This is a genomic window from Planococcus lenghuensis (assembly GCF_001999905.1).
Classification (GTDB): Bacteria; Bacillota; Bacilli; order Bacillales_A; family Planococcaceae; genus Indiicoccus; species Indiicoccus lenghuensis.
On the sequence record NZ_CP019640.1, the window covers coordinates 3,610,220 to 3,636,553 of the forward strand.

Below are 26,334 nucleotides of genomic sequence, written 5' to 3' on the forward strand. Positions count from 1 at the left end.
GTGAAATTGGGAATCGATACCCGCTGCACAGAAAGTTAAACTTGAGGCATACCTAAGTAGTTACCGAAGATTAATGATTTCCATTTCTTCAGAGGGCAGGCACAGCAACGTTTTTTTCAGGCATTCCTGTTCATCCCATTGTTCAAGCGGATCGGAAAACGGGACGGGAACCAAGTGGAAATCCAGCTGGTCACCAATCGGAACCCCCTTTTTCTTCCGGTAATGGTCAATGGCGGTATTGCGCGCGACGGTCAGCAGCCAGGCTTTCGGATTCGGTTCCTTCTCCAGCCAATGCCTCTTTTCGTATGCTTTCCGGAATGTGTCACTGACCACGTCTTCCGCATCCCATTTGTTCCCGAGCTTCGCGTAAATATACCGGTAAACATCATCAAAGTACTCATCATACAGTGCAATGAAACGCGCCTCCACTACCAATTACCCCTCCTTTTTTTGCCGTTCACTTAATAAACGTCCAACAGCGGCATTAGATCGCATGAAAAACAGCGAAATCTGAATTATTTTTCAGAAGATGTTGCATTTTTCGTTTTCGTCCGTTTTATAGGTGTAACAAAAAAACAAAAGAGCAAAGGGGTTTATTATTGTGAACAAAACATCAAAAGCATTTTTTACCGCTGTCATTGCCGCTTCAGTCGCCTGCGGGTCCATTCCGGTTTCCGCCGCCGCAGGAAGTCAGGCAGCAGCCGTCACCCAGCAACAGGAATCCAAGGTTATCACGTATGCCAAGAGCCTGATGGGCACGCCATATAAAGCAGGCGGAACAACGGTCAAAGGATTCGATGCCTCCGGTTTCGTCCAGCACGTCTATGGAAAGTACGGCTACAAACTTCCAAGAACCAGCAAAGATATGTACAGAACCGGCATTAAAACAACGAAACCCGTGCCAGGAGATCTCGTGTTCTTCGATACGAAAAATGACGGCAAAAAAGCTGTGACATTCGTCGGCATTTATCTCGGCAACAGTAAATTCATCGCTGTGACGCTATCCAAAGGGGTATCCATCCAGAAAACGACAGATGCCTACTGGAAGTCGAAGTACATGGGTGCCCGGAAAGCGCCGGTTAAAAAATAAAAAAGAGGCCGCAGAAGAAAGATTCTGCGGCCTTTACTGTTCCATCTCTTATTTTTTCGGCAGTTCCTCAGGTCCTCCTGCCATTCCTGGCCGCGGTGAATCGGCGGCGCCATACATGTATCCAGTTGATGGATTGATCAAAATCGCCTGCACATCCCCGATTCTGGAGTCGGACGTTTTCACCTTGTAGCCAGTGTCTACTTTATAACCTATGCTGTTCAGTTTTTCCTTGGCCGCTTCAGCGATTCCGTCTTCCCACTGGACTGATAGATCTGCACTGATATAGATACGCGGTTCTGCAATCGCTTCTTTCAAGTCCATCTTGTGATCCACGACATTCAGCAGCACCTGAAGGACAGAAGCGATGATGGTGAACCCGCCCGGTGAACCGAGTGTAAAGAACGGCTTGCCATCATGAAAACCGATTGTGGGCGATTTAGAGCTGACAGGGCGTTTGCTGCCGTCCGGCTCATTAGCGCCTCCCGGTTTCGGGCTGAAATCAGTCAGGTCATTATTAAGCAGGAAGCCGTATCCCGGCACCATAATGCCGGTACCAAACATCCGTTCAATGGATGATGTGCAGGCTGCCACATTGCCCCAGCAGTCAACTGCCGTAAAATGAGTGGTTTCCATTCCTTGTTCAGCTGATTCCTGTCTGATCAGCCTGTTCGGTTTTCCGTCCTGGTATTTCCATGGGTCTCCGAACTCCATTCGCTCGCTGCGGTACTTGAAATTGATCAGGCTTTGCCGCTCTTCAAGATAATCCGGATGCAGAAGACCTTCCAGCGGAATGCTGACAAAGTCCGGATCCCCGATATAAGCCGCCAGATCCGACTGCGTTAACCGCATCGCTTCCGCCAGAAGAAAATATTTTTCCCAGGCACGCGGGTCATACTGGTCAATATTGAATGGTTCAAGCAATTTAAGAAGCTGTGCTACTGCGAATCCGCCGCCATCCGGCGGAACCGGGAAAGCAAAGTTGAATTCCCGGTAACCGCTCCATAAAGGCTCTTCGACGATTACCTGGTAATCCAGCAAATCCTTTTTCGTCATCTGTCCGCCAAGATCCTGCACCGCCGCAACAATTGCATCCGCAATCTCCCCTTCATAAACAGATTCGAATCCTTTATCCCGGATGATTTTCAACGCATTTGCCAAGTCAGGCTGCTTTACAGTATCGCCTTCTTTCAGCGGATTTCCGTTTGGCATGAAAACTTTTCTCGCTTCCTCCCCCATACGGTAGCGGAATTGCTCAATTGTCCGCTCCCAAAGTGCATTCACCCGGTATCCTTTCTCTGCCAGCTTAATAGCCGGATCTATCAGACGGTCAAGCGGCATCGTCCCATAGCGCTTATGTGCCGTTTCCATCAGTTTCATGATTCCCGGTACACCGATCGCCTGCGGGCTGGTCGAACGCTCGTCAAATGGGATCACATTTCTGTCCTCATCCAGAAACAAGTCAGACGTAACAGCAGCCGGCGCCTTGGAATGTCCGTTCATCACTTTTGTCTCACTCTGTTCGCTATCGTAATATGTCAAAAAACCGCTGGCGCCAATTCCGGTGTTGATCCCTTCGGTGGACGTCAATGCAAACTGCATGGCAATCAAGGCATCTGCTGCATTTCCGCCGTCGCGTAATACTTGTTCCCCCGCTTTTGTCGCTTCTGCAGAAGCGCTGGCTGCCATGCCATAGCTTCCGCTTGCTGTCTGCTGATGCGCTTCACGCTTACCCGATTTCTGGTTTTGAAAAATTTTATCCAGTCCCATCTATATAACCACCTCTTTCATTAAATTCAGTCCCCCACCGTCGGAACAAACTGTCCGATTTGCTGTCTTTTTTCCATACCCCAACAAGGGCGAATGTAAAATTTCAAGTACGGTTCTTAAGTTATATAGACACCAAAAAAGAGTTCTCGGGCCAAGAGCCGGAGAACTCTTTTTTATGCAGTTTCAAGATACTTCCACGGCTGCTTTTTGGTGCAGCAACAGCTGTGCTGCTGTCAGCCCCACAAGCAATGCCAGCACAATAGCCGTAAGCGATCCAACGAGTCCAACCTTTACCGTCATCAAAAACAGAATCGCCACCGTCATCATCGTCATTGTCAGCACTGAACTCCAAAGCGTCCGATCCCGGACTTGCATCGTCAATTCCGGTCCAGGGCTCAATTCATCTGATTTCTCAGCAGTTTCCAGAATCCGCTTCAGCCGCTTCAGGTTGATCACCGGACCCGCAACACTCATTCCGACCAGGAGCGCCAATGAAATATTGATCCATGCCATTTGCCAGCCCCATGTCGTAATGACGAGGTAGAGACCAGGCAACAGGATCAGCAGCGTGCTGAGTGGCAGCAGTCCATCCATCTTCACCGCCATGGCCGACCAGATCCGGAGCGTTTCTGTCTTCTCCGCTTTCAGCATCGCTGCCATGGCCGTCAAGGTGATCCCTACTGCCGTAAACATCAGCACCGTCCCGAGGATGTGAGAAAATAGCACAATTTCATACATCATTATGGGAGCCCTCCTTTCTCCTCTTCTTATTTTATCAGAATTTTTTGTTAATATTCTATTTTTTCAATTAATTCATTGTATTCTTTTGATGAAAAATGTTTTTTGGGGCAGCTCTAGCTGCAAGTAATGCATCACAAAAAACACCGCCGGGCTTCCCAGCGGTGCGTCTCTTGTCCTCTGTTTACTTGACTCTGTCCAAATGCGCCTGGATTTCCTGCGCCACGAGCAACGGATTATCCAGGTTTGAGAAGTGACCGGCTTCCGGCAATACTTTAAACGTTGAACCAGGCACCGTCTCCTGAAGTTTGAGCCCCCAATACGGCGGCAGGTAACGGTCAAACTGACCATACAGGAAAGTTGCAGTCATTTTCAGTTGCGCCAGTTTTGGCACGATGTCTTCTGTCTGATGATGGTCCAGTGCGAATGATGCTTCCTGCAGTTCCGCTAGTCCACCGGGGTGATCAAACGGTGACAGGAAGTGTTCCAGCACTTCAGGCGTCAGCAGTTCGGGATGGAACAGCCCGACCCGGAAGAATTTTTCGATGAACAGCACCGGTGACTCGAATTCCAGCGCGGTCGGGTATCGGAGCGCCACAACGCTCGGGAGCGGCCAATTATTGAATGCGACACCATCGAGGACGACAAGGCTCTTGATCTTTTCCGGGAAATTCACCGCGAGTATCTGTGCGACACCGCCGCCAAGGTCATGACCGACCACGTGCGCTTCCGGAATACCCAACGTTTCCATAAGCGCCAGAACATGCATCGCCTGAAGCGGAAGCGTCAGCGCTTCCCGGCCTGCCCGCTCGGATGCGCCGAAACCGACCATATCCGGTGCGATCACGGTATACTTCTGTGCCAATTGCGGCATCACATGAATCCATTCAAATGAGTTGGATGGGATGCCATGCATGAGAATGATTGTTTCCGGTCCGGAACCTGCCGTTCTGTACGCTATTTTATGTTCGCCTGCCTGCACTTCCTTTTGTTCGATTTTCACGGTACCACTCCTCGTTTTTTTGATAACGGGCTGTTCCGTCTTGGATATCTTTCCCTGCCGTCAGGCAAACTACTCTTTCCCAGTCAGAGCAGACTTATTTGACTTGCCCGTTCCCTTTGATGACATACTTCATCGATGTAAGCGCAGGAAGTCCCATCGGCCCGCGGGCGTGCAGTTTCTGGGTGCTGATTCCGATTTCCGCCCCGAAGCCGAATTCAAATCCGTCGGTGAAGCGCGTGGAGGCATTATGGTAAACCGCTGCGGCATCCACTTCTGCCAAGAACCGCTCCGCATGATCAGCTGCAGCTGAAATGATCGCTTCGGAATGCCGGGTCCCGTACGTATTGATGTGGGCAATTGCGCCGTCAACATCCGCCACTGTCTTCATCGCCACTTCAAGCCCCAGGTACTCTGTTTCCCAATCCTCTTCAATTGCAGGAATCACGCCGTCTGCCTGCTGCACCACCGGGTCCCCGTGGACAACGACTCCCTTCTCCTGAAGAACAGCGAGCAGCTCAGGCAGATGCCGGGCCGCCCACGTCTCCTGTATGAGAATGGTTTCGCAGGCATTGCAGACCGAGGGACGCTGGGTTTTCGCATTCACCGCGATATCGATCGCCATCTCAAGGTCTGCCGTTTCGTCAATGTAGATATGGCAATTCCCGGCGCCTGTCTCGAGCACCGGAACAGTCGCGTTTGCCACGACCGTCTGGATGAGTTTCGCCCCGCCCCGCGGGATGAGCACATCCAAATACTCGTTCAGCTTGAACATGGCTGTCGCCGTTTCTCTGCGTGTGTCTTCGATGAGCTGTACCGCTTCAGCGGGGACAGCTGTCTCACTAAGCGCCTGATGGATGACTCGGACAAGCGCTTTGTTGGAATGAATAGCTGTTGAACTTCCGCGCAATACCACGGCATTCCCGGTTTTCAAACACAGGCTCGCCGCATCGACCGTCACGTTCGGTCTTGCTTCATAAATCATTCCGATGACACCGATCGGCACCCGGATTGATGAAATGACGAGACCATTCGGCCGCTCCCATTTCTCCAGAACTTCTCCTACCGGATCCGCCAGTCCGGTCAGCTGTACCAATGCCTCTGCCATATCCTGCAGGCGGCCTTCATCCAACCGAAGGCGGTCCAGCAGGGATTCCGTCATGCCACTGTTTCTGCCGGCCACGATATCCTTATCATTTTTCGCTAGAATAAATTCCTGTTCCCGGACCAACGCTGAAGCAATTTGGTGAAGTGCCCGATTTTTTTGATCTGTTGTCAATTTCGCCATCGATGAAGCTGCCGCTTTTGCTTTTTTTGCTTTATCAATCAGCTCAGAGACCTGTTCCGTCTGAATCGCTTCCGTCATCTCTCCTGCCCCTTTCATCATTGGCGGACCCACCGCTCCCGGTGGATAACAACCCGGCGCTCGCCGGTTGTCTTTGCCATCGCCTCAACACTTGTTAACCCTTTAATCTCCGCCAGCTCATCTGAGGAATAATTCACTTGCCCTTTCCCGATGATTTTCCCTTCCGGATTCACCACTTCGACAACATCATGGACTGTAAAATGACCGATGATCTCGGTAATCCCGACAGGTAACAGGCTTTTTCCAAACTGTAGCAATGCCAGTTCCGCTCCTGGATCCACCGTTATCCGGCCGGCCGGTACGGAATGGTAAGTGAGCCACTGCTTCAGCACGGGCATACCCATTCCCTCGGTTATGTTTCCGATATACGTGCCGTCCCCATTCCCTTCCAGCACATTTGCGAGTTTGTCATTTCCGGTGCCTGTCCCGATAAAGACCGGAACACCCATCCGGAGTGCAGTCCGTGCTGCCTCCACTTTCGATTTCATCCCGCCGGTTCCGGCTTTGGATCCGGCTCCGGATGCAGCTGCAATTAATTCATCCGTAATGTCGGGAAGAAAACTATACTTATGCGCTTTCGGGTTGGTTTTCGGGTTCTCTCCGTAAATGCCATTGACGTCTGTCAGCATGATGAGGAAGTCCGCATGAATGGACCCGCTGACCAGTGCCGACAGCATATCGTTATCTCCGAATGTCAGCCCTTCAATTGAAACCGAATCGTTTTCATTGATGACAGGCAGTACGTTCCGCTTCAATAATTCCGCCAATGTTGTATGGACATTATTGTATAACTCTTTCGATACGACATTTTGACGGGTCAGCAGCAGCTGCGCTGCAACGATTCCATGTTTTTTGAACTCTTCCGTGTAACTCTGCATCAGCAACCCCTGTCCGACTGCCGCTGCCGCCTGCCTCCCAGCCACCGTAACCGGACGAGCCGGGTAACCGAGTCCCGTAAACCCGGCGGCCACTGCTCCCGAAGAAACCAAAATCACTTCATGGCCCATTTCCTTTAGCCGGGCAAGTGCCCGAACATGCTCTTGCAGCTTGGCCGTAGAGAGCCCGCCGCTTGCGTTCGTCAATGAACTGCTGCCTATTTTGACGACAATTCTCTTCTTCGCCATCCAGTTCCCACCACCCTGATCCATTCTTTAATGCCTGCAGCACATCCCTAATTCTTCAGCAACTTATTGTGTAATTATGCAATCAAAAGAATTTTTAGTCAAAGGTGAACTGGATGTTTTTCAAAAATTTTAAAAAGCTTCCTCTTGGATAGAGCAAGCTTTTGCGTTCAGAGTTATAATGCTCCGTTATGTGCCGATCCGGTAAATGCCTTTTTTATCGCGCAGCCGGCAGCCATTGCGTTCGAATATCCGGATCATGTGCCGATTGCTCTCGTCGGTACTGCCGACATACACAATTGCGTTGAACCGCTCACGCATGAGTCCGAGCGACAGCCGGTGCAGAATCGCGCCGTATCCCTTTCCCCGCTCCTCGGGCACGACGCCAAAATAAAACAGGCGTCCTTCGTCTGCGGTTCCTTGTTCGATGTGCGGGATGCTGATGCCGACGGCCTGTCCGTTCTCCCGGAAGATGAAGCAATGCACCCGCCAGTCGGCGCCGAGTTCACTGCTTAAGGATTCCATGATCTGTTCAATCGAGAACAGGTTGTTTTTGTTGGCTGAGCCGCTCCGGCAGCGGTCATACAGCACCGCAAATTCCGAATCGGTCAGAATGCTTTCCGCAAGGGATTCTGCTGTGATTCCCGGTTCTCTATCAGCGGAACCCTCTAATTCCTTCGTGTATTCGACAATCGCTGAAATCTTCCGGAAGCCCAGTCCCAGCAGCCAGTCTTTATACGCCTCGTCCATCAGCAGCGACAGGTACCCGACTTGCTGCTGTTTCCATTCCTCAAGCAATTCCGCAAATGTTTTCCGGTATGCTTCCGGCGCTGCACCTTGTTCTTTCACCTGGTCCACGAGCCAGTACTCGCGGTCTTTTTTGATCGTGCTGAATAATCGCATGCTCCCTCTCCTCCGCTTTGTTCTTCCTGAATATTTTACACCTACCGCCGGGTCTGGTTTACTTAATTTATCGTGAAAAGACAAAGAGAGGGGTTTTCAGATGAATATCATGACCATGCTTACAGGATCCAGACGAAACGGCAATTCGGAATATCTGGCAGCGCGGGCACTTCAGAACATTGACCATCGAAATGTATACTTGCTCGATCACCGGATGGAGCCGGTGGTCGATATGCGGCATGCAGAAGAAGGGTTTCCGGAAACCGGCGACGATTACGAAGCACTGCTTGAGGAATTTCTCCGGCAGGATGTCATCGTATTCGCCGTGCCGCTGTATTGGTTCGGCATGCCGGGACAGTTGAAAATCTTCTTTGACCGCTGGACCCAGTACATGCGCGACAGCCGCTTCGATTTCAACGAGCGGATTCGCGGCAAAAAAGCGTATGTAATTATCACCGGTTCCAGTCCGGATCCGAAAATCGCTTCCCTGCCGCTGATCCAGCAATTCAATTATTTGTTTGAATATGTCGGAATGGAGTTCGTCGATTACATTATCGCCAATGGGAATAAACCCGAAGAAGTGTTAAACGATCCTTTCGCGCTGGCGAAAATGGATTTATGGAACGAGCAGTTAAAAGCGGCTAAACGCGAGGATGCATGAAAAAGAGGGATGGCTGCCCGGCCGTCCCTCGAACTGTTTCCGGCTCCCACTATACTTGGCAGGCCGGATATCATGATTGTGGCAAAACCGGTTCAGATCAGCTCCCGCTTAATTGCCTGGACTGCATATAACCTGTAAACAGGTGACGAATCAGGCCTGAGATCCCGAACAGCCAGGCGGCAATCGCCACATACACCATGACATGCGGAATTGCGGTCAGGAAGGGCACTTCCAATGCCCGGGACAGCTGGAATGTACTCGTCGTGTACATGGCGAGCGGAAATGCCATCCCCCAAAACTGCGGTTCATACGAGAAAGGGTACCGGTGATACAGGTGCCGCCAAATCATGAGAAAGAGCAATAGCGGAATCCACCATGTGCCGGTGATCCAGAAAAAGAGCGTGAACCCTTTCAGGAAAGGTGTAATTTCAGTAAGCAACAACCAGTAATCCGCATGCAGAATGAGCGTAGAACCCGCCAATGTGGTGATCGCCACCGCACCCATATTGATCCAATAAGGCGGCGTGAGTGCGGCATGCTGGAATTCGAGGAACGTGAACCGGTAAAAAATCAGCGTGATGATATTTAAATAAAGCATACAGCCAAGAAAATACATGCATAGCGTAAAGAACAGCATGATTATTCGGCCTTCTGCCACATGTGGCGACAGCAATGTACCCAGAATGGATACAGATTGCGTACCGACCGCCGCAATCAGCCAGGCACCATTGATTCCTTCGGCCATCGTCGGTTTATCCCGGCGTACGGTTACAGCAAAGAAAAACGTGTACATAACAATCAGCCACAGGATGATTGCCAGCAGCCATAAGTAAAACGCGATCGCATACTCGCCGGCCACCACGACGAGCTGACTGCCAAAGACGGACGTGCCTGCAACAAGCGTGAAAAAACCCGGTCCCCGCGCATGACTCGTCGCATCATCAGCAAGGAGCGGGAAATAGCGCATCAGCCGAGTCAGCGTGAGCAGCCATAAGGCGATATAAAAAATTACATTACAATAGAACAGGAGATCTGCAATTACCGTCATGCCGAGGAGGAAACTGCCAATCGACAGAGCCCCTGTCGCCATTACGAGTGCAAAATAGCCCGGAAACAGCGTTTTTGCTCCCTGCTTAAAAAAAGAAACCATACTAGCTCGACTCCCTGGTAAATCATTTTCCTCTATTTTACCATCCGTCACATTTTTTGTATCATGGCATTTGCCGGCATGCTGAAAAGTTATCACCTTTATCCCGCAGAATCCCGTATGATGGAACGGTAACCAAAAGATAAGGAGAGATGCCAAATGGAAACAACTGCAATCCGCGGAATCGGCCAAGTCAGTGTGCCGGTCCATAATATCGAAAAGGCTGTCGCGTTCTACCGGGACGTACTGGATCTGCCTCTCTTGTACCAAGCAGAAAAGCTGGCATTTTTTGAAATCGCCGGCACCCGCCTGCTGCTGAACATTCCAGAAGATGTCCGGTTTTCCGGAGCAGGCTCCGTGCTGTATTTCGATGTTGCGGATATTCAGGAAGCGTACCAGGCCTTGCTTGATAAAGGCGTCGCATTCATTGACGAACCGCATGTCGTCGGCAAACTGGGCAATACGGAATCCTGGATGGCTTTCTTCGAAGATCCGGAGAAAAACATCCATGCGATTATGAGTGAAAAAGAAGCTTAACTGAAAAAGGGATATCCGCAGCGGCTGCGGATATCCCTTTTTGTTCAGCTTTGCTTATTTTCCCATGTGAGAGCAGCCGATCGATTTGACTCGCTACTTTACCATTGAAACTAGGAAGTAGTCCTGTTATCGCAGAGATGGCAGGCTTTGCTTGCAGGCCCTGCATCCATTACTTGCGAATGCCATGCCGTTACTTGCGAATCCAGCTGTGATACTTGCGAAATGAAGCTCTTTACTTGTGAACACGAACTGCACTACTCGAAATCGGCGGTTACTTGCGAATGCCATGCCGTTACTTGCGAATCCAGCCATGTTACTTGCGAAATGAAGCTCTTTACTTGCGAAACAAGGCCAATTACTTGTGAACACGCATTGCAGGGCCTACAGATCATAATTACTTGCGAATGCTATACCGTTACTTGCAAGTCCAGCTGCAATACTTGCGAAAAAGAACCCGATACTTGCAAACTCGGTTTGGCTCCCTGTCCTTCACTAATTAAAAAACCCGAGAGCTCAAGGCCCCCGAGTTTCACATTCTTTATTTTACTTCGACAACCCAGCCGAATGGATCTTCCAGCTTGCCGGTTTGGATGCCAGTGACGGTGTCATATAATCGCTGAGACAGTTCGCCGATCTCATGGTTATTGATGACCATTTTCCGGCCCATCCAGTTCAGCTCGCCCACTGGCGAAATAACAGCCGCTGTCCCCGTTCCGAAAATTTCTTCCACTTTGCCTTCTTCGTACAGCCGGTGCAGCTCGTCAATCGCCACGCGCCGCTCGGTGACGGGGATGTCCCAAGAACGCAGCAGCTCAATGATGGACATGCGCGTCACACCTTTCAGGATGCTGCCGTTCAGTTCAGGCGTTACAACTTCTCCATCAATTTTGAAGAAGATGTTCATGCTGCCGACTTCTTCGATGTATTTTTTCTCAATTCCATCCAGCCACAGGACGTCAGCGTTCCCTTTCTTTTTCGCGCTTGCCTGCGCCTGATAGCCCGCGGAATAGTTCCCGGCTGTTTTCGCCATCCCTGTTCCGCCTTTGACCGCACGGGTAAACTGGTCCTCCACGTGGATGATCACAGGCTTCAGTCCACCGGCAAAATAAGAGCCGACCGGCGACAGGATCACCATGAACTTATATTTTCGGGAAGGGCCGACAGCCAGGTTCGGTTCGGTTGAGATGATGAATGGCCGTATGTACAAGGACGTTCCGGGAGTGGATGGCACCCAGTCCTGCTCCAGGCTGACCAATTGCTGCAGATACGCCATTACTTCTTCTTCATCAATCGGCGGAATGCTCAGCCGGTCGCTTGATAAGTTCAGGCGCTGCAAGTTTTTATCCGGCCGGAACAACAGGATGCGGTCATCCGCTGTACGGTACGCTTTCAGTCCTTCAAATACAGATTGGCCGTAATGGAAAACCATCGCAGCCGGGTCCAATTCAAGCGGTCCGTACGGCACAATCTGCGGATTGTGCCAGCCTTGCCCTTCCTCGTAATCCATGACAAACATATGGTCTGTGAAAGTTGTCCCGAATGGAACTTGATCCGAAGCCGGTTTCGCTTTCTGGTTCTCGCTTTTTGTAAGTTGCAATGTATTTTCACTCATGGCCAGGACTCCTTCTGTGGTTGATTTGAATAGCTTCCAACTGATTCTACAAGAGTACACAGAATTTTTAAAGCTTTCTGGCTGAAAAACTACCGTAAGACCTCAATAAAATGCGTAATGATTCTTGCGGTCAGTCCCCAGATCACTTTATCTTCATAGAGATAGAAATATTCATCCATTTCCCTTGTCCGCCAGTCGTAATTCTCACCGCCCGCGATAAGATCGAACGGAAAGTCCGCTTCGGGCCGGGCCTGGAAATGAATGCGGTAAACTTTTGGATCCGTCTCCAGAAAAAAGCGGAGCGGGACAGTGAATACGTGATCCACTTCAGCGGGATTCAGCCGGAAGTCGACAGACGGCTGGACTTCACCGGCAAAGGTGTAAACGATCATGCCAAATGGCGATACAAGATAATCAAGCGGGAAGACATCGCTGATTTCCTTTGGAGAGATGCCCAGTTCCTCCTGCGTCTCCCGCAAAGCGGTATGCCGCGCATTTTCGTCCGTCCGGTCGATGCGTCCGCCCGGGAAACAGATTTCACCTGGCTGCCGCCGAAGGTCATATGATCGCACTTCGAATAACACATGCGTCTCCCCGTCTTTTCTGATCAGCGGCAGAAGCACGGCATACTTGGAAAAGTTTTCGTTTCCAAGAACGTCCGGTGTATGATTTTTGATTTTATCCATAATTTGTTGCGGATTCATCCCATCACCTGCTGTTCGATTTTGAATGAAACAAAAGACTTGACTGCTGCATCCTGCCAAGTCCTGTCCTTATCTATGGTTAATTCCTTTTCAGTTCCGTGTTCAAACGTTCCGTTTCTGCAGTGGCAGCCGGTCTTTTCACGAAAATATAATATGATAAGAGCGCAGCGAAGCACATCGTAAAGATAATGACTCCCATCGGAACGCCCGTCCCTTCACCTGCAATGCCGACGAGCGGTGCAGCGATGGCCCCCAGAAAGAACGGCAGCAGCCCGAGGAGCGCAGAAGCACTGCCCGCTGCACGGCTCTGTGACTCCATGGCAAGCGAAAATGCAGCTGTTGCGACCGTGCCGATTGATGTGAGGAAAAAGAAGATCGGCACCACAACCGCCCATAGCGGCCCATGGAATAACAGCACGGCCAGAAGCACAGTGCTGGCAGTCATAGCCGTATAGAGAGCAATCTCCAGGAACTGCTTTTCAGAAATGCGATGGGCCATTCCGCCAACCACATAACTGCCTGCCATAAGGCCGATGCCGTTGATGCCGAACAGGATGCTGAATGCCTGAGGAGATACGCCGTAAATTCCCTGATACACGAACGGTGTGCCTGCCACGTAAGCAAAGACGCCGCCGATCAGCAATCCTTGGGACAAGGCATAGCCGGTGAATTTTTTGTCCTGCATGATCGTGGAGAAACTGCCGATGGTCGCCCGCAGATTACTCGGCACCCGCTTGTCCTCCGGCAGGCTTTCAGGCAGCCGGAAAATCGTAATCAGGAGTAGGATAACACCGAGAACGGATAACGTGCCGAAAATCGCCTGCCAGTCGGCAAACAGCAGAATGCCGCCGCCTATGGACGGCGCAAGGAGCGGAACGAGGTTATTGACCAGCATCAGCAAGGCGAAAAGCCGTGTCAGTTCCGCCCCGCTGCTCACGTCCCGGACGATCGCTCGGGAAATGACCAAACCGGCTGCTGCCGCAAACCCCTGGGCGAACCGCAATGCGATGAAGACAGCAATATTAGGTGCGAATATGCAGGCAACCGACGCACCAGCATACACAGCGAGCGCTGCAATAAGCGGTTTTCGTCTGCCATGCGCATCACTGAGTGCACCAGCCACGAGCTGACCGATTGCCAGTCCGAGCAGGCACGCTGTCAGGCTGAGCTGGATACCCGAAGCATTCGCATTGAATACACCGGCAAGGCTCGGAAATGCCGGCAGATACATATCGATGGTGAAAGGGATCAGTGCTGTCAATGTGCCGAGCAGCAGCACGAACCGAACCCGTTTAGAACCTGTAAGATTTTCCACTTGAACTGCAGCCTCTCTTTCATAGCAAACAGCCCGCCGCTGAACTCCCGGCGCCAGGCTGTTTGAGCAGTAACCTGGTTATGTTCTGATACTTTTCAGATTAGCACATATGGGCTTCAGTTTCCCTTTGTTTCGCTTGCAGGCTCATTTCGTCGCTTCATAAACGCGGAGCGGAGGCACATTTCTGTAAAAAATCTTATCCTCCACAGTGGAGAAGTACCGCTCCAAATGCTCTTTCAGGTACTCGTCTTTCTGAAAAAACGTCTGGTACAGCAGGAACTTTCCGCCCGGCCGGATGATTTCACACGTCTTTTTCACGATGTTCCTTCTCAATATATTCACTCATCAATGAGAAAGGAATCCCTGAAATCACATAATCCACACTACTGTGGCCGTGCTGGTCGATCAGGTCGGCAACATTCTCTGCGCTGTCACGGTGGATTTTCAGCCGATCGGAATCAGTATTTTCCTGCAGATAACGGGCAAAGTTTTTATTACGCTCAATGGCGGTCAGCTCCGAGTCGGCTGTCATATGCTCAAGCAAATAATGCGTAAACACACCTGTAGCAGGCCCGTACTCCACGACGACGGCCTTTTTGCTGAAATCCATCTTGCCGCAGATCTCTTTCACGCCAGCCTGGGATGTCGGTGTAATTGAGGCGATGCTGCGGTCTTTCATCAGGTTTTTCATATATTCAGTTGTACTCATATCCACTCCTCCTGTCGTCCTGCATATAGGTTTACTGATTCCTTAAACAGTTGTTCTTGCCTGGCATATGAGTACTCTAAGTAAAACAAGAAAGTCCAAAAGTTTCAATTTAATTTCTGAAAAGTTAGATATTTATGTTTCTGCTGGTCAAACAGAACTGTTGATAACAAACGTATTCCCGTATTATATTAAACGGGATACAATCCGCAGCTAGCGGCAAAAGGAGCGTCCAGTATGACAGTTAAATCCACGATGTCACCTGACACAATCGTCGCAGTTTGGCCGGCGACGAAATCCGTGTTCGAACAGCATAATATCGCACTCGTTACAGAACCTCTTACTACCATCAGCTCTTCCGCAGAGCTCGATAATCTGATAGATGAGCTGAATAAAGCGGCAATGAATCCTGAAGCTGCCTGCTCACCAGGTGGCTGAAGTATCTGACAAACGAAGCAGGTTGCTTCGAAACCCTCCCTTCCGTGCTCGGCATGGAAGGGATTTTTGTTGGATAAAAAACTGTATTGCTGTACCCGCTTCTAAGCGGTGCGTTATCATCCGAATTACATTAATTTCTTTTGCAAGGAGTATTTCTTATGGCTGATTTAACACAACAGCTTTCTCATGTTTATTGGATCGGGGGTTCTCCGTGCGCAGGCAAAACATCTGTCGCCCGCCTGCTGGAAGAGGAGTGCAGCTTCACCTATTATAAAGCGGACGATAAGTATGATGAGCATGCGCTTCAAAGCAATACAGAACTGCATCCGAATATGAGCCGGATTAAACACCTGACGTGGGGCCAATACTGGTCCAAGCAGTTCTGCACAATGCCGATTTCCAGGCAAGTCCAGGAATCCATTGATATTTTCGAGGAGCAATTTTCCATGGTAGTGGAGGATCTTCTAAAATTACCGGATTCTTCCCCCATCCTAGTGGAAGGTTCCGTTGTACTGCCGCATAAAGTGGCCCCGCTGCTGGCTGACTCCAGCCAAGCTGTCTGGCTGTTCCCCACTCCGGAATTCCAGTTCCATTACTATTCCAAGCGGGAATGGATTCACCACATTCTAAGGCAGACAGAAAATCCGGAACAGGCTTTTACAGGCTGGATGAACAAAGAGATCGGCTTTGCGCAGCAGATCCGGCAGCACACAGATTCATACGGCTTTACATCCATCAATGTGGATGGCAGCCAGTCTATCCGGCAGAACGCAGACTCTATTAAAGCGCTTTTCAATTTAATATGAAGAATTTCCGGCGCAGGAATGCGTCGGTTCTTTATGTCTTTTCACTTATTTTTCCGTTGAACTTCTTAAAAACCGGAAAATGAAACCGTTACCATTTTACTGTTTTTGTAAAATTACCAACATTCTTTGTTTATTCACTAGATAAACTAACCTGATTTTGCTATACTCATCTTAGGTTGAACAGAGCGTACATAAATTTTTTTCAAGCTTGTTGAAAACGCTTTCTTCGTTTCTGTTGCCAAACACATTAAAGGAGATGACTCGATGTTTAATGTTCTACGCAAACCGCTTGTTACTGGAATGGCTTTGGCGCTTGTACTGCCTGCCGGCTTGGCAGGCGCAGCAGATGCAGATGTAAAAAGTGCGCTTGATGTCCCGGAACTCGACGAACGCTATGAGGAATCTTTTGCGATCGGTGCCGCTGTTGAGCCGTACCAATTGGAAGGCGAAAGCGCTGAAGTACTGAAGCGCCATTACAATAGCATCGTCGCTGAAAATGTCATGAAGCCAATCAACATCCAGCCGGAAGAAGGCGTTTTCAATTTTGAAGAAGCCGACAAAATCGTCGAATTCGCAAAAGAAAACGACATGGAAGTTCGCTTCCATACCCTCGTATGGCATAACCAGGTACCTGATTGGTTCTTCCTTGATAAAGAAGGAAACCCGATGGTCGATGAAACCGATCCAAAACAACGCGAGAAAAATAAACGAATTGTTCTAAAACGACTTGAAAAACATATCAAGGAAATTGTGAAACGCTATAAAGATGATATTGATTCATGGGATGTTGTAAACGAGGCAATTGATGATGGTAATCCTGCAAATGGCAAAGGACTGCGTGAGACAGTATGGTATCAGTTAACAGGTACAGATTATATCAAAGTGGCTTTTGAAACCGCTGATCGTTTCGCCGCTAAAGATGCCAAACTTTATATCAATGACTATAATACAGAAGTCGAATCAAAGCGTGATCATCTGTATAACCTTGTGAAGGAATTGCTTGCAGAAGGTGTGCCAATCGATGGTGTCGGCCATCAGGCGCACATCCAGATCGGCTGGCCTTCACTGCAGCAGATTGAGGATTCCATTAACCTTTTTGCAAGTCTTGGCTTAGACAATCAGATTACGGAACTCGATGTGAGCCTCTACGGCTGGCCGCCTGATAACGCGTATCCAACTTATGATGCAATTCCGGACAGTGAATTTGAAAGACAAGCTGTACGTTATGATCAATTGTTCGAGCTTTATGAAGGACTGGATGACAAAATCAGCAGCGTCACCTTCTGGGGCATCGCTGATAACCACACATGGCTCGATGACCGGGCAGCACATTACAGCGGCGGAGAAGGCAAAGATGCACCGTTCGTATTCGATGTTGACTACAACACAAAACCGGCCTTCTGGGCAATCATTGACGAAGAGTAAACTTTAGTTTTCCTTGGCTTGTCCCCCTTCAAGCCAAATAAAACAGGCGGCACCGAGTACCCCCGGTGCCGCCTTTAATATTTCATCGCAATTATCCCTCTGCCTTCAGAAGCTATCTTCGTAAGCATGCTCCAAAATAGCCAAATAATCTTCCGCAGAAATGGATCGTACATTGCTTGGTGTAGAGTTGTTTTGTACAGCCAGCTCTACAATCTGTGGGAAGTCCTCTTTACGCACGTTCGGCAAATCTTTCAGCCGGGGAATTTCCAGATCGCGGGTAAATCCGCGGATGCCTGTAACCAGTTTGTCGACCGCCGCGTGATCCGGGTCTGTTTCCCGTGCAAATTCCATATAGCGGGCCAGACGTGCATGCAGCTCCAAATCTTCACCCGCATTGAACTGGAGAACATACGGCAGGAATACCGCATTCGCAACGCCATGCGGAGTATCGTACAAGCCGCCGAGCGCTTCCGCCAAACAATGAACCGCAGCGACGTCGCTGGACCCGAAACACAAGCCCGCCAGCAGACTGCCTTCAAGCATGCGGGCCCGGGCCTGTTCATCTTTTCCGTCATAAAAAGCGTCCGGCAATGCCTCGACGATGACACTCATTGCACGGGCACCGAGCGCTTGTGAGATTGGGTTGGTCGCTTTGCTTGTATATCCTTCAATTGCATGAACGAGTGCGTCGACGCCTGTTGCAGCGGTAACTGCCTTCGGGACGGTCAGCGTCAGCAGCGGATCGAGAACTGCCAGTGATGGCCGAAGTGCGGCATCTTTTAACGTCAGCTTGCGATGGGTGGCAGACTCGGTGATCACTGCGGAACGGGTGACTTCCGAACCGGTTCCGGCAGTCGTCGGGATGCAAATGACGGGCGCGACATTGGTATAAGATTTTCCCCCATCTATGTAATCAGCGGGCGTTCCGCCATTCGGTCCCAAGAGCGCAATCGCTTTTCCGGTATCCATGGCGCTCCCGCCTCCAACCGCTACGACTGCCCCAGCCCCGCTCGTCCGAAAGAGTTCTGCCCCTGTCTGACATTCGGTGTCCCGGGGATTTTGTGAAAGAGCATCAAATAGATGAACCGCATAACCCGCTTCTTCAAGTGCTGTCTGGATCGGTTCTATCAACCCGGCTTTTATGACTCCAGGGTCACTGACCAGCAAAATTGGGGTATCGACGCCAATTGCCGGCAGAAAGACAGGCAATTGCTTTGATTTGTCCGGTCCCATCTCAATCCGGGTGTTGCAGAAGTAATTGTAATTCTCCATTTCTACTCTCCTTTACCGGCAATCCACCCGGTCAGTTCCATTCGCATAGCCTCTGCATTTACTTGAACGATCCCGGGAACCAGTTCTGGTCTTTGACGTAAGCCAGAAACCGGCCGTCGAGCTGTGCAAGCTTTTTGATCAATTGCTTGTCAGTCTGTGTAAAGCCCATCTCCGACCTCGTGACTTTAAACGCGTGGAGAATCGCTTCCACTTCTTTGTCACTCATCTGCACTTCATAAATCGTTTCATTTCTTTTCTCATTCATCCTGATCTCCTCCGTCCTGATCGTTACGTCTATTATAGACAGAATTAACCGAATTCCACAAAAATTATTTCTCCCGGCCATTTCCACCTGTGCAATTCATGGTACATTGAAAGAAAAGAAGCAGAGGTGTTTGCGATGGAATTTTCATTGGTTCACACAGCGGCTGTCATGACTGCCCTGTTATTTTCCGGCGTTGCTGTATTCCAGGTCCTGCTGTCGTTCGGTCTGCCATTCGGGGAGTTCACAATGGGTGGCTACCATAAGGTACTGCCAAAACGCCTGCGCATCGCCGCCGGTTTTTCCGCTGCTGTTTTACTCCTCATGGGCTTTGTCTTTCTGCAGCATGCCCGCGTTGTGGCATCAGGCATCCCGTTCTTCCTGCCTACTGCTGTACTCGTGTGGATCATCACCGCTTATATGGCCGTCAACACTGTGGTGAATCTTGCATCCAAGAGCCGGAAAGAACGACTGGTCATGTCTCCGATTTCAGGGCTCACCTGCATTCTCGGCCTGTTCATCGCCTTTTCCTGAAGAAAAGGCCGCATCTGCGGACCTCTTTCTTTAACGCCTATATCTTGGTCTTCTTCCCGGCGTCAGCCGCGACGCGACGCCTGCTGAATCGGATCCCATGTGCCATTGAAAGGCGGTGCGTATGCGAGATCCAAATCTTCCAGTTCATGGAGCCGCATGCCGGCATAGAGAGCAGTCGCCAGCACATCGATTCGCTTATCCGCCCCGTTTTCCCCGATAACCTGACCGCCCAGCAGCAATTCATCGGCAGCCCCGTACAGGAGTTTCACATGTAAAGGCTTCGGATTCGGGTAGTATCCGGCAATGTCCTTTGCCTTGATCCAAACCGTCTTGATCTCCAGTCCGATCGCCTCTGCTTCTTTTTCAGAAAGACCGGTCCGGGCAAGTGTCAGATCCATGAATTTCAGGATGGATGTACCGACGATTCCTTCAAATGTTTTAGGTATGCCAATCATATTAAGTCCTGCAATCCGTCCCTGCTTATTCGCAGTCGTGCCCAGCGGAATGTAATCGTCTTTCTTCTTTATGCGATGGTACTGCACGGCACAGTCTCCTGCCGCATAAATGTCCGGGACATTCGTCTTCATATAGCGATCGACTTGGATTGCTCCCCGAACGCTTGTCACAATCCCCGTATCGCCGATGAATTTCGTGTTCGGGTAGGCACCAACTGACAGCAGCACCAAGTCGGCCGGGTACGTTCCCTTATCTGTACGGATGGCTTCCACGCTGCCTTTTCCTGTAATCTCTTCAACGTTTTCTTCGGTGTGGACACGGATGCCATGCTTGGCCGCTTCCTCATGGATCAGTTGTGCCATATCGGCATCGAAAATTTTGGCAAGATGCTTTCCGCGTTCAATTATCCGCACGTCCTTGCCGAGCCCCCGGAATACTTCGGCCATTTCCAGCCCGATGGCGCCGCCTCCCATGATGGCGATTTGCTGTACGTCATGCTCCAGGTTCTCCATTATCCGGTGGGCGTCCGGTATTGTCTTCAGCACATGCACACCCGGCAGGTCACCGCCTTTGATCCGGGGGATGACCGGACTTGCGCCGGTGGCAATGAGCAGCTTATCGTAGGGGTACTCGAATAATTCGCCGGTCGCCGTCTGTCTGCCGGTTACTTTCTTTTCAATCGGATCAACCCTTTCAACCAAGTGACCGGTTCGTGCATCAATTTCATATTTTTCCCGGAACGTCTCCGGAGTACGGGCAATCAACCGGTCTGTGGATGGGATCTGCCCGCTGATTGTATAAGGAAGCCCACACTGTCCGTAGGAGTACGTTTCTCCTTTTTCAAGTGTCAGTACTTCTGCATCCTGACCTTTCCGTACAATTTGCATGGCGGCACTCATACCTGCCGCATCCCCGCCGATAATCACATATTTCATTCCGTATCCTCCTTTTAAAACCACTTATCTTTTTACCTTCCTTGTCCTATTCGATTCTGTTGGTGCTTTCGCCTGCATATACTCGTATATGCACTGAAATAATCAGCGCTAAACGCTCAGCTAAAGGAAAAAAACGCCCGCTGTTAAAGCAGCGGGCGCACAGATTATCGAACTTTCTTGTCATTCCGGGTTTGACTTGGTGTTCTTTGCGTAAGCCTTGATCGCATACCGGGCAGGGCTAAGCCGGATGCGTTCAGCAGCAAACCCGTTCCTGCCTGCAGCCGCCATCAACGCACCGGAGGGAATCCGCTCATCGCTCGGTGGGCCTCCCCATGTCACCGCAGCTTCCCATTCCGTCATTAGCACAATGCCGCCCGGTTTCAATAAACGCCTGACTTCCACCAGAACTTTATCTGGATCTTCAACTTCATGAATGACAAAAGCGATCAGCACCTTATCAAACGAGCGATCTCCAAACGGGATGCTTTCCAGGTCGCTTTGAACGCATTGAATATTGCCCACTTTTTCCCTCTCCGCATTTTCCTGGAGCATCGCGAGCATGCGCGGCTCTATATCGACCGCTGTGACTGTCTTGCTGACCATCTGTGCCAATGGGATGGTGAAATAGCCGTTCCCGGCACCAAGGTCCGCGACTTCATCGTTCTGCTTGACCCTTAAATACCCGATCACCCGTTCAGGCGGCAATGTGATTCGTCTCTCCTCGTTGTACAGAAGATGGGCATTCTCCGGGTTAAACCTCTTTTTTTCATCCATAGAAGCTTCCTTCCCAGGTATTCACCTTAATATATGAATATGATTGATTGCCTGAATACCAGCTATCGTCAAAGAGGTACTCACTCACCTACCAGAAAAGCTATACGAGAAATCACCAGACACTATGCCTTTGTTTTGCCTGACTTATAAAAAGAACTCTTGGTTATTAATAAATATCGAATCACTTAAACAAAGCACTTATTTGACCCGCCGGCAATATCTGTTTACTTTGCTTTCCTGTTGTGGAGGATAAGTCCCTCGGGTCAGTCGCCATCCCTCCACATAGACAGTTTGAAAACCTTTTTTAAAATTGTGCACTATTTACAGAATAAATTTGGAAAAAAAAAGAAAGAGGCATCCGAACGAGACAGCCTCCTAGAGTGTTTGCAATTTAATATTAAGCAGTTTTTTTTATAGAATGTGAATATAAAAACTGAGCAACCAACCCTATTACATAAGAAGCAGTAATGGTGGCGAGCATGTAAAGGAATTCAAAATAACTTCTATGCAAATTATCTTCTGCAGTAGGATTTATAAAAATATAATTACCTCTTATAAATCCTATAAGAAAAACAAATGCCGCTATATATTTTTTATTAGATACCGCAAAAACTAAGGGAAGCAACAAAATAAATTGTAACCCTGCGTATTCCATAATGCCCATACGATTATCAAGAGAATAAATTCCTCTACTATAAAAATAATCAAAAAAGTAAGAAGAAAAGCCGCTTAATAAGATGGCAATTGTGAGACCTGCTATATAGTTCAACAATTTTTTGTTAATACAGATCACCAACTTTTATTTATTGACAATCATTTTGCAACGTTGGGGCATTAACACTTACATAGTCTGGCATGACATCCCGATCTTTAAGCCAATTCATTATTAGCACACCAGAAACTTGATTATTATATATAGCATTATGGCCCGCCAATTCTTTTGTATCAACAACAACATATCGTCTATCGAAATCCAATGTAATCTTATCGTCGGAAAAATCGGACTCTATATTATAATTAGAACCTAACGCACTATGGAAAGATACCCAGGTATCATTCCAAAGAGTTGGCCTACTGTTCCATTCCAACCAGTTATCATGTTTATTAAGGCACTGTTGGGCTAAAGCAACGTAATTTGTACCTTGTCCTTCTCTAGTTTCCGGATACCAAACTGACATTGGATTTGAAGCAATTGCCATACTTACTCCAGCTAACGCAAAATATTTAGTATCCCCTTTGTTAGATAAAAAATCTTCATTTAATTTTTCAGTAAATGACTTTGTAGGGACAGCAATGTTTCTAATATCTCCTTGTGGACTAATCTCTTGTTCTAAAACGTAAGGTTCAGGATAAAGATCTTTATCCATGTCAAACCCCGTTAAACCAAAAGTTTCAGGAGAGTTCAGGTCTTGTCCTATAACATAGAATTCTCCACCCCAGTGAGGAGTGGCTAGTGTCATGATAGATTCTACTTGAACTTTCGAACTGCTATTTTTCACTTTTTCATTGTAGTAACGTGATACTAAGCCTCCAGCTGAGTGAGTAATGAAAATAACACCCGGTTTGACTTTACCTTCTTTATCCGGAGTTTCTAGATAGCCCTCAGTAACTAAATTGTTTAAAAATCTATCTAACATGACACCAGAGACATCTAAATGGCCGCGGTTCGGATAGTTGTAAGCAAAAAATTTATTCTCATAGGAATCAGTATTATTATTCATCAATCGATAAGTATCAGATTCGAGATTTTCTACCAAGTATCCCATCAGTTTGGTCATGTCACTGCTGCCTCTTTTAATTAATTGATTTTCAGGGTTCGTATAATAAGTATCTGTATTAGGATTATCTCCTATATCAGAAAACTCATCATCATTTTCACCGGGATTAATCGCACTTACTGCCCCAAAAGGTGCTTTTGTATTGCTTATTCTGCCGTGTACAAACACGATAGAAGGAGCATATGGTTGTTTAGGATAACGGTCATCAAAGTCTGAATAACCATCCCCATCTGTGTTTTGTTCGCTGGGATTACTACTAAAAGTCCAATATTTAACTCCATCATATCCTGTCCATTCTTTGTCTAGTTCAACTGAATCTGGGATTGTATCTCCATCAGAATCAGTCTCCAGATCCTCTTTATCAGGAACTTTTTTTAATTTAACAATGTTGCCAGTAGCTAGTCTTATCCATACATAAGAACCAACATCTTCTTCAATCTTATCGATAAGAGGAACTAAATTAGAGGCGAAATTTCCATATAAACTCGCCCAAATACCATCAGTAATGCTATATAGTTCATCATAAAATGACCGGTAATATGAATTTCCGATTACTGATACAGAAATTTCATCTTCTTTTAACAATTGAATTTCATCATGCATAGAAGTTACTTCCGCAAATCGAGTACTTGCTTTATAATTTACATCCGTAAGTAAAACGATGTACTTACCAACGTTTTGTCTGTATTCTAATCCTCTTGCTTCCTCAAGAGCATCAACAGCAGATTCTGGAGCATCACCACCACCTGAAGCACGAATTCCTGAAACTTTGGTTTTAAATTCTTCAACATCGGTAAACCATCCGAAATTTTTAGTTGAATCTAAACCATCAGCTGAAATATCCTTAAACTCAACAAGTCCTAGTCTCACATCTACTTTCTTTTCTGCCAATTGATTCACGAAAGAATTAATGTTATTCTTTACATTTGAAATGGCGCTCCCCATAGAACCTGTGGAATCAATTACGAACACGATGTCAGATGGACCTTTTTCAATAGTACTTTCCGTATTGTCTGAAACTCTATCATAATCATAAATTCCTTTGTCATAGGCAAAAACTGGACTGAAATGAGATACGATAGCTGTTAATGTATTATTTGCCGTATCAATGTCCGTTTCCAATTCAATGAACCTGGATTCCTCTTCATTAAAACTACCAATTCTGAGGTTTTCAATTTTATGTTTCTCTAAGATATCGGGCTCAATCTTCAAGGTAATCACAGCGCTTTCGAAATCACCTAGAATTTCTACATTAACTGGTTTGCCAATAATAGCTCTTATAGACTTTAGGAATACATGTTTAGAAGCATCTTGTATACCTACTCTGTGGTTAATATCCCCTTTTGTTCTAAAGGTAATAGAAGGAACTACTCCGCCTAAAGGACTTAAATGTTCAAATTTCTCACTTTCAAGATCTTGCTCTGTTATTTCTTCAGAATCGATTACGCCGTTCCCGTCAGTGTCTTGTTTAAGAGGATCAAAACCTAGTTTAATTTCACTGCCATCTAACAGTAAATCTTCATCTGTATCTTCTTTACTGGGATTAGTCTTATGGTTGTTTATTTCTTCGCTATCAGTCAAACCGTCGCCATCAGTATCGCTCTTTCCCGGATTTGTTTTGGCCTTTATTTCTTCTTTATTAGTAAGACCATCTTTATCGCTATCTTCAATGTTATCTGTCACACCATTATGATCGGTATCTTTAACTGTAGGGTTTGTAGTAGTGTATATTAATTCATGGCCGTCATTTAATCCATCTTGGTCTGAATCGGCATTTTTAGAATCTGTGCCTAATTCTTCTTCCTTATCATCTGCAACTCCATCCTGGTCTGAGTCAAGTTTAATGTTAGGATCTGTAGTTAACTCAAGAATATTGCTTTCGGCTACTAAGCTTCTACTATCACTTGCTGGTTTTGTCCAAATGACTCTTGCTTGTAAGCTTGAAGTAAGATAATCATGTAATAAAATCTCCTTATTGATTTCTACTTTTTCATTTGGCTTCAATGAATCAAGTTGATGGCGTTCCACAACTTTCTCATCCACTAAGTACTCAATGACCAAATCCTTGTTACCAGAGTAACTTGTATCATTCCTGTAAATAGTGTTCACAGAAAAAGGCTCTCCAGGAAGGACGAAGGTTGAGGCATCAATTTTGATTTCAGGCTTATTTTTTTGATTTTCTGCAAGTACTGGCGTTAACGATTGAAGTACCAGCAGTAAAGTCAACAGAATAATAAATGGCGTTTTATTCTTCATCTATTTCTCCTTTTTGTGTCCCTTTAGAACTAATTATTTTTTCTTTGCACTTCCAATCCTTTGACTTTTTTCAGTTTCTTCTAGTAGGTCTTTCCCTACTTCCTCTTTTACTTCTCTCTACACAGCTAATGATGTATCGATTTCCTTTTGATCGTCTTCGCTTTTCAATTCAGCGGGTTCTTCCCATACTTCGGCGTTTCGTTGATTTGACTCCTCCAATGATCTCTCTATATTGCCTTGTAAAACGACCATTCCTTGTGATTGCTCGGTATGCATCTCCTTACTGTTATGCTTAATTCACTTTGCACAGATAACGCCTGCTACTTTTACAGTAAATTTACGAAGAGATACTTCTATCAAGAATTTTCCACTAACGAGCCTCCTTCTTTTTAATTTATTACTCTTAATATTATTGAACTCTAGAAATATTACAAACTATTAAAACATTCTAAATAAATATTAAATTACAAATATATAAACATTTAAGAATAAATGTAAGGCTCTATTACTATGTAATGATTCATCAATCCATCATATGTGAGCAATTTTAAAAGTCTGCAAGCCAATAAGGTGATTCATTTTGAAAAAAACTGTAAACAGTGGATGGTTATAAAAATTATTGGGTTGCTGAAAAATTCAAATACCTTTGCTAATTCAAGCGCTATTATACCTTTCCTATGAGAGGCAAAAGGGATAGCGTCTTATTGACCAGCTGTGCTAATAGAACGGTG

26 protein-coding genes are annotated in these 26,334 nt (G+C 47.6%); 7 read left to right on the plus strand and 19 right to left on the minus strand.

Translation table 11 applies throughout. The features are described from left to right. Positions 1-60: 60 nt before the first annotated feature. Positions 61-429, minus strand: a complete 369-nt coding sequence (locus tag B0X71_RS18125; protein ID WP_077590741.1) for an RNA polymerase sigma factor — start codon at positions 427-429, stop codon at positions 61-63. Between the two features lie 172 nt (positions 430-601). On the opposite strand from B0X71_RS18125, the gene B0X71_RS18130 reads away from it, so the two are divergent. After that, entirely contained in the window at positions 602-1,090 is a 489-nt protein-coding gene (locus B0X71_RS18130) for a C40 family peptidase (protein WP_232336739.1), read from the plus strand. Positions 1,091-1,138: 48 nt separating this feature from the next. Here B0X71_RS18130 and ggt read toward each other — a convergent pair whose 3' ends face one another. The 6 genes from ggt to B0X71_RS18160 all read right to left on the minus strand — a co-directional run bounded on the left by ggt (position 1,139) and on the right by B0X71_RS18160 (position 7,985). After that, positions 1,139-2,857, minus strand: coding sequence for a gamma-glutamyltransferase (gene ggt / locus B0X71_RS18135; protein ID WP_077590743.1), 1,719 nt, complete (start codon positions 2,855-2,857; stop codon positions 1,139-1,141). 183 nt (positions 2,858-3,040) lie between these two features. After that, complete coding sequence (locus B0X71_RS18140; protein WP_077590744.1) at positions 3,041-3,598, minus strand: hypothetical protein; 558 nt, start codon at positions 3,596-3,598, stop codon at positions 3,041-3,043. Positions 3,599-3,779: 181 nt separating this feature from the next. Continuing rightward, positions 3,780-4,598, minus strand: a complete 819-nt coding sequence (locus B0X71_RS18145) for an alpha/beta fold hydrolase (protein ID WP_077590745.1) — start codon at positions 4,596-4,598, stop codon at positions 3,780-3,782. Positions 4,599-4,692: 94 nt separating this feature from the next. Beyond that, entirely contained in the window at positions 4,693-5,961 is a 1,269-nt protein-coding gene (locus tag B0X71_RS18150) for a glutamate-5-semialdehyde dehydrogenase (RefSeq protein WP_077591076.1), read from the minus strand. Between the two features lie 17 nt (positions 5,962-5,978). Continuing rightward, complete coding sequence (gene proB, locus B0X71_RS18155; RefSeq protein ID WP_077590746.1) at positions 5,979-7,085, minus strand: glutamate 5-kinase; 1,107 nt, start codon at positions 7,083-7,085, stop codon at positions 5,979-5,981. A 186-nt stretch (positions 7,086-7,271) separates the two neighbouring features. Continuing rightward, on the minus strand, positions 7,272-7,985 hold the full coding sequence (locus B0X71_RS18160; RefSeq protein ID WP_077590747.1) for a GNAT family N-acetyltransferase: 714 nt from the start codon (positions 7,983-7,985) through the stop codon (positions 7,272-7,274). A gap of 100 nt (positions 7,986-8,085) precedes the next feature. Between B0X71_RS18160 and B0X71_RS18165 the strand changes: the two genes are divergently transcribed. Beyond that, positions 8,086-8,646 carry a flavodoxin family protein gene (locus B0X71_RS18165; protein ID WP_077590748.1) on the plus strand — a complete coding sequence of 187 codons (561 nt, stop codon included), beginning with the start codon at positions 8,086-8,088 and terminating at the stop codon, positions 8,644-8,646. A gap of 97 nt (positions 8,647-8,743) precedes the next feature. Here B0X71_RS18165 and B0X71_RS18170 read toward each other — a convergent pair whose 3' ends face one another. Continuing rightward, on the minus strand, positions 8,744-9,796 hold the full coding sequence (locus tag B0X71_RS18170) for a tellurite resistance/C4-dicarboxylate transporter family protein (protein ID WP_077590749.1): 1,053 nt from the start codon (positions 9,794-9,796) through the stop codon (positions 8,744-8,746). Positions 9,797-9,952: 156 nt separating this feature from the next. Between B0X71_RS18170 and B0X71_RS18175 the strand changes: the two genes are divergently transcribed. Further along, positions 9,953-10,330, plus strand: a complete 378-nt coding sequence (locus B0X71_RS18175; protein ID WP_077590750.1) for a VOC family protein — start codon at positions 9,953-9,955, stop codon at positions 10,328-10,330. Between the two features lie 538 nt (positions 10,331-10,868). On the opposite strand, the gene B0X71_RS18180 is transcribed toward B0X71_RS18175, so the two are convergent. The 5 genes from B0X71_RS18180 to B0X71_RS18195 all read right to left on the minus strand — a co-directional run bounded on the left by B0X71_RS18180 (position 10,869) and on the right by B0X71_RS18195 (position 14,670). Then, positions 10,869-11,942 carry a branched-chain amino acid aminotransferase gene (locus B0X71_RS18180; protein ID WP_077590751.1) on the minus strand — a complete coding sequence of 358 codons (1,074 nt, stop codon included), beginning with the start codon at positions 11,940-11,942 and terminating at the stop codon, positions 10,869-10,871. 89 nt (positions 11,943-12,031) lie between these two features. Next, entirely contained in the window at positions 12,032-12,646 is a 615-nt protein-coding gene (locus B0X71_RS18185) for an NUDIX hydrolase (protein ID WP_077590752.1), read from the minus strand. Between the two features lie 79 nt (positions 12,647-12,725). Beyond that, positions 12,726-13,961 (minus strand): multidrug effflux MFS transporter, encoded by a 1,236-nt coding sequence (locus B0X71_RS18190; RefSeq protein WP_077590753.1) that lies wholly within the window; start codon positions 13,959-13,961, stop codon positions 12,726-12,728. Between the two features lie 144 nt (positions 13,962-14,105). After that, positions 14,106-14,279 carry a hypothetical protein gene (locus B0X71_RS21095; protein ID WP_156889923.1) on the minus strand — a complete coding sequence of 58 codons (174 nt, stop codon included), beginning with the start codon at positions 14,277-14,279 and terminating at the stop codon, positions 14,106-14,108. Continuing rightward, positions 14,263-14,670 (minus strand): class I SAM-dependent methyltransferase, encoded by a 408-nt coding sequence (locus B0X71_RS18195; RefSeq protein ID WP_077590754.1) that lies wholly within the window; start codon positions 14,668-14,670, stop codon positions 14,263-14,265. The genes B0X71_RS21095 and B0X71_RS18195 overlap by 17 nt, the downstream gene beginning before the upstream one ends. Positions 14,671-14,904: 234 nt before the next feature. On the opposite strand from B0X71_RS18195, the gene B0X71_RS18200 reads away from it, so the two are divergent. From B0X71_RS18200 to B0X71_RS18210, 3 genes are all read left to right on the plus strand, one after another. After that, positions 14,905-15,105, plus strand: coding sequence for a hypothetical protein (locus B0X71_RS18200; protein ID WP_077590755.1), 201 nt, complete (start codon positions 14,905-14,907; stop codon positions 15,103-15,105). Between the two features lie 158 nt (positions 15,106-15,263). Then, positions 15,264-15,911, plus strand: coding sequence for a hypothetical protein (locus tag B0X71_RS18205; RefSeq protein WP_077590756.1), 648 nt, complete (start codon positions 15,264-15,266; stop codon positions 15,909-15,911). A gap of 264 nt (positions 15,912-16,175) precedes the next feature. Further along, positions 16,176-17,336 carry an endo-1,4-beta-xylanase gene (locus B0X71_RS18210; RefSeq protein ID WP_077590757.1) on the plus strand — a complete coding sequence of 387 codons (1,161 nt, stop codon included), beginning with the start codon at positions 16,176-16,178 and terminating at the stop codon, positions 17,334-17,336. Between the two features lie 105 nt (positions 17,337-17,441). Here B0X71_RS18210 and B0X71_RS18215 read toward each other — a convergent pair whose 3' ends face one another. Both B0X71_RS18215 and B0X71_RS18220 read right to left on the minus strand, forming a co-directional pair. Next, positions 17,442-18,608 carry an iron-containing alcohol dehydrogenase gene (locus tag B0X71_RS18215; protein WP_077590758.1) on the minus strand — a complete coding sequence of 389 codons (1,167 nt, stop codon included), beginning with the start codon at positions 18,606-18,608 and terminating at the stop codon, positions 17,442-17,444. Between the two features lie 58 nt (positions 18,609-18,666). Further along, positions 18,667-18,873 (minus strand): hypothetical protein, encoded by a 207-nt coding sequence (locus B0X71_RS18220; protein WP_077590759.1) that lies wholly within the window; start codon positions 18,871-18,873, stop codon positions 18,667-18,669. 135 nt (positions 18,874-19,008) lie between these two features. Here B0X71_RS18220 and B0X71_RS18225 point away from each other — a divergent pair, with 135 nt between their 5' ends. Then, the gene (locus tag B0X71_RS18225; protein WP_077590760.1) at positions 19,009-19,404 is read left to right on the plus strand and encodes a hypothetical protein; all 396 of its coding nucleotides are present in this window, start codon (positions 19,009-19,011) and stop codon (positions 19,402-19,404) included. 62 nt (positions 19,405-19,466) lie between these two features. Here B0X71_RS18225 and B0X71_RS18230 read toward each other — a convergent pair whose 3' ends face one another. From B0X71_RS18230 to B0X71_RS18245, 4 genes are all read right to left on the minus strand, one after another. Next, positions 19,467-20,795 carry a CoA-disulfide reductase gene (locus B0X71_RS18230; RefSeq protein WP_077590761.1) on the minus strand — a complete coding sequence of 443 codons (1,329 nt, stop codon included), beginning with the start codon at positions 20,793-20,795 and terminating at the stop codon, positions 19,467-19,469. A gap of 180 nt (positions 20,796-20,975) precedes the next feature. Next, the gene (locus B0X71_RS18235) at positions 20,976-21,569 is read right to left on the minus strand and encodes a class I SAM-dependent methyltransferase (protein WP_077590762.1); all 594 of its coding nucleotides are present in this window, start codon (positions 21,567-21,569) and stop codon (positions 20,976-20,978) included. Positions 21,570-21,966: 397 nt separating this feature from the next. Further along, positions 21,967-22,338 carry a hypothetical protein gene (locus B0X71_RS18240; RefSeq protein ID WP_156889924.1) on the minus strand — a complete coding sequence of 124 codons (372 nt, stop codon included), beginning with the start codon at positions 22,336-22,338 and terminating at the stop codon, positions 21,967-21,969. Positions 22,339-22,372: 34 nt separating this feature from the next. Beyond that, positions 22,373-25,603 carry a VWA domain-containing protein gene (locus B0X71_RS18245; RefSeq protein ID WP_077590764.1) on the minus strand — a complete coding sequence of 1,077 codons (3,231 nt, stop codon included), beginning with the start codon at positions 25,601-25,603 and terminating at the stop codon, positions 22,373-22,375. Positions 25,604-26,334 lie beyond the last annotated feature (731 nt).

Coding starts and splice junctions, on each gene's coding strand:
- B0X71_RS18180 (WP_077590751.1), bottom strand. CDS start 11,942: ATGAGTGAAAATACATTGCAACTTACAAAAAGCGAGAACCAGAAAGCG.
- B0X71_RS18245 (WP_077590764.1), bottom strand. CDS start 25,603: ATGAAGAATAAAACGCCATTTATTATTCTGTTGACTTTACTGCTGGTA.
- B0X71_RS18195 (WP_077590754.1), bottom strand. CDS start 14,670: ATGAGTACAACTGAATATATGAAAAACCTGATGAAAGACCGCAGCATC.
- B0X71_RS18165 (WP_077590748.1), top strand. CDS start 8,086: ATGAATATCATGACCATGCTTACAGGATCCAGACGAAACGGCAATTCG.
- proB (WP_077590746.1), bottom strand. CDS start 7,085: ATGGCGAAGAAGAGAATTGTCGTCAAAATAGGCAGCAGTTCATTGACG.
- B0X71_RS18150 (WP_077591076.1), bottom strand. CDS start 5,961: ATGACGGAAGCGATTCAGACGGAACAGGTCTCTGAGCTGATTGATAAA.
- B0X71_RS18185 (WP_077590752.1), bottom strand. CDS start 12,646: ATGAATCCGCAACAAATTATGGATAAAATCAAAAATCATACACCGGAC.
- ggt (WP_077590743.1), bottom strand. CDS start 2,857: ATGGGACTGGATAAAATTTTTCAAAACCAGAAATCGGGTAAGCGTGAA.
- B0X71_RS18210 (WP_077590757.1), top strand. CDS start 16,176: ATGTTTAATGTTCTACGCAAACCGCTTGTTACTGGAATGGCTTTGGCG.
- B0X71_RS18160 (WP_077590747.1), bottom strand. CDS start 7,985: ATGCGATTATTCAGCACGATCAAAAAAGACCGCGAGTACTGGCTCGTG.
- B0X71_RS18235 (WP_077590762.1), bottom strand. CDS start 21,569: ATGGATGAAAAAAAGAGGTTTAACCCGGAGAATGCCCATCTTCTGTAC.
- B0X71_RS18200 (WP_077590755.1), top strand. CDS start 14,905: ATGACAGTTAAATCCACGATGTCACCTGACACAATCGTCGCAGTTTGG.
- B0X71_RS18170 (WP_077590749.1), bottom strand. CDS start 9,796: ATGGTTTCTTTTTTTAAGCAGGGAGCAAAAACGCTGTTTCCGGGCTAT.
- B0X71_RS18215 (WP_077590758.1), bottom strand. CDS start 18,608: ATGGAGAATTACAATTACTTCTGCAACACCCGGATTGAGATGGGACCG.
- B0X71_RS18205 (WP_077590756.1), top strand. CDS start 15,264: ATGGCTGATTTAACACAACAGCTTTCTCATGTTTATTGGATCGGGGGT.
- B0X71_RS18140 (WP_077590744.1), bottom strand. CDS start 3,598: ATGATGTATGAAATTGTGCTATTTTCTCACATCCTCGGGACGGTGCTG.
- B0X71_RS18220 (WP_077590759.1), bottom strand. CDS start 18,873: ATGAATGAGAAAAGAAATGAAACGATTTATGAAGTGCAGATGAGTGAC.
- B0X71_RS18225 (WP_077590760.1), top strand. CDS start 19,009: ATGGAATTTTCATTGGTTCACACAGCGGCTGTCATGACTGCCCTGTTA.
- B0X71_RS18175 (WP_077590750.1), top strand. CDS start 9,953: ATGGAAACAACTGCAATCCGCGGAATCGGCCAAGTCAGTGTGCCGGTC.
- B0X71_RS18230 (WP_077590761.1), bottom strand. CDS start 20,795: ATGAAATATGTGATTATCGGCGGGGATGCGGCAGGTATGAGTGCCGCC.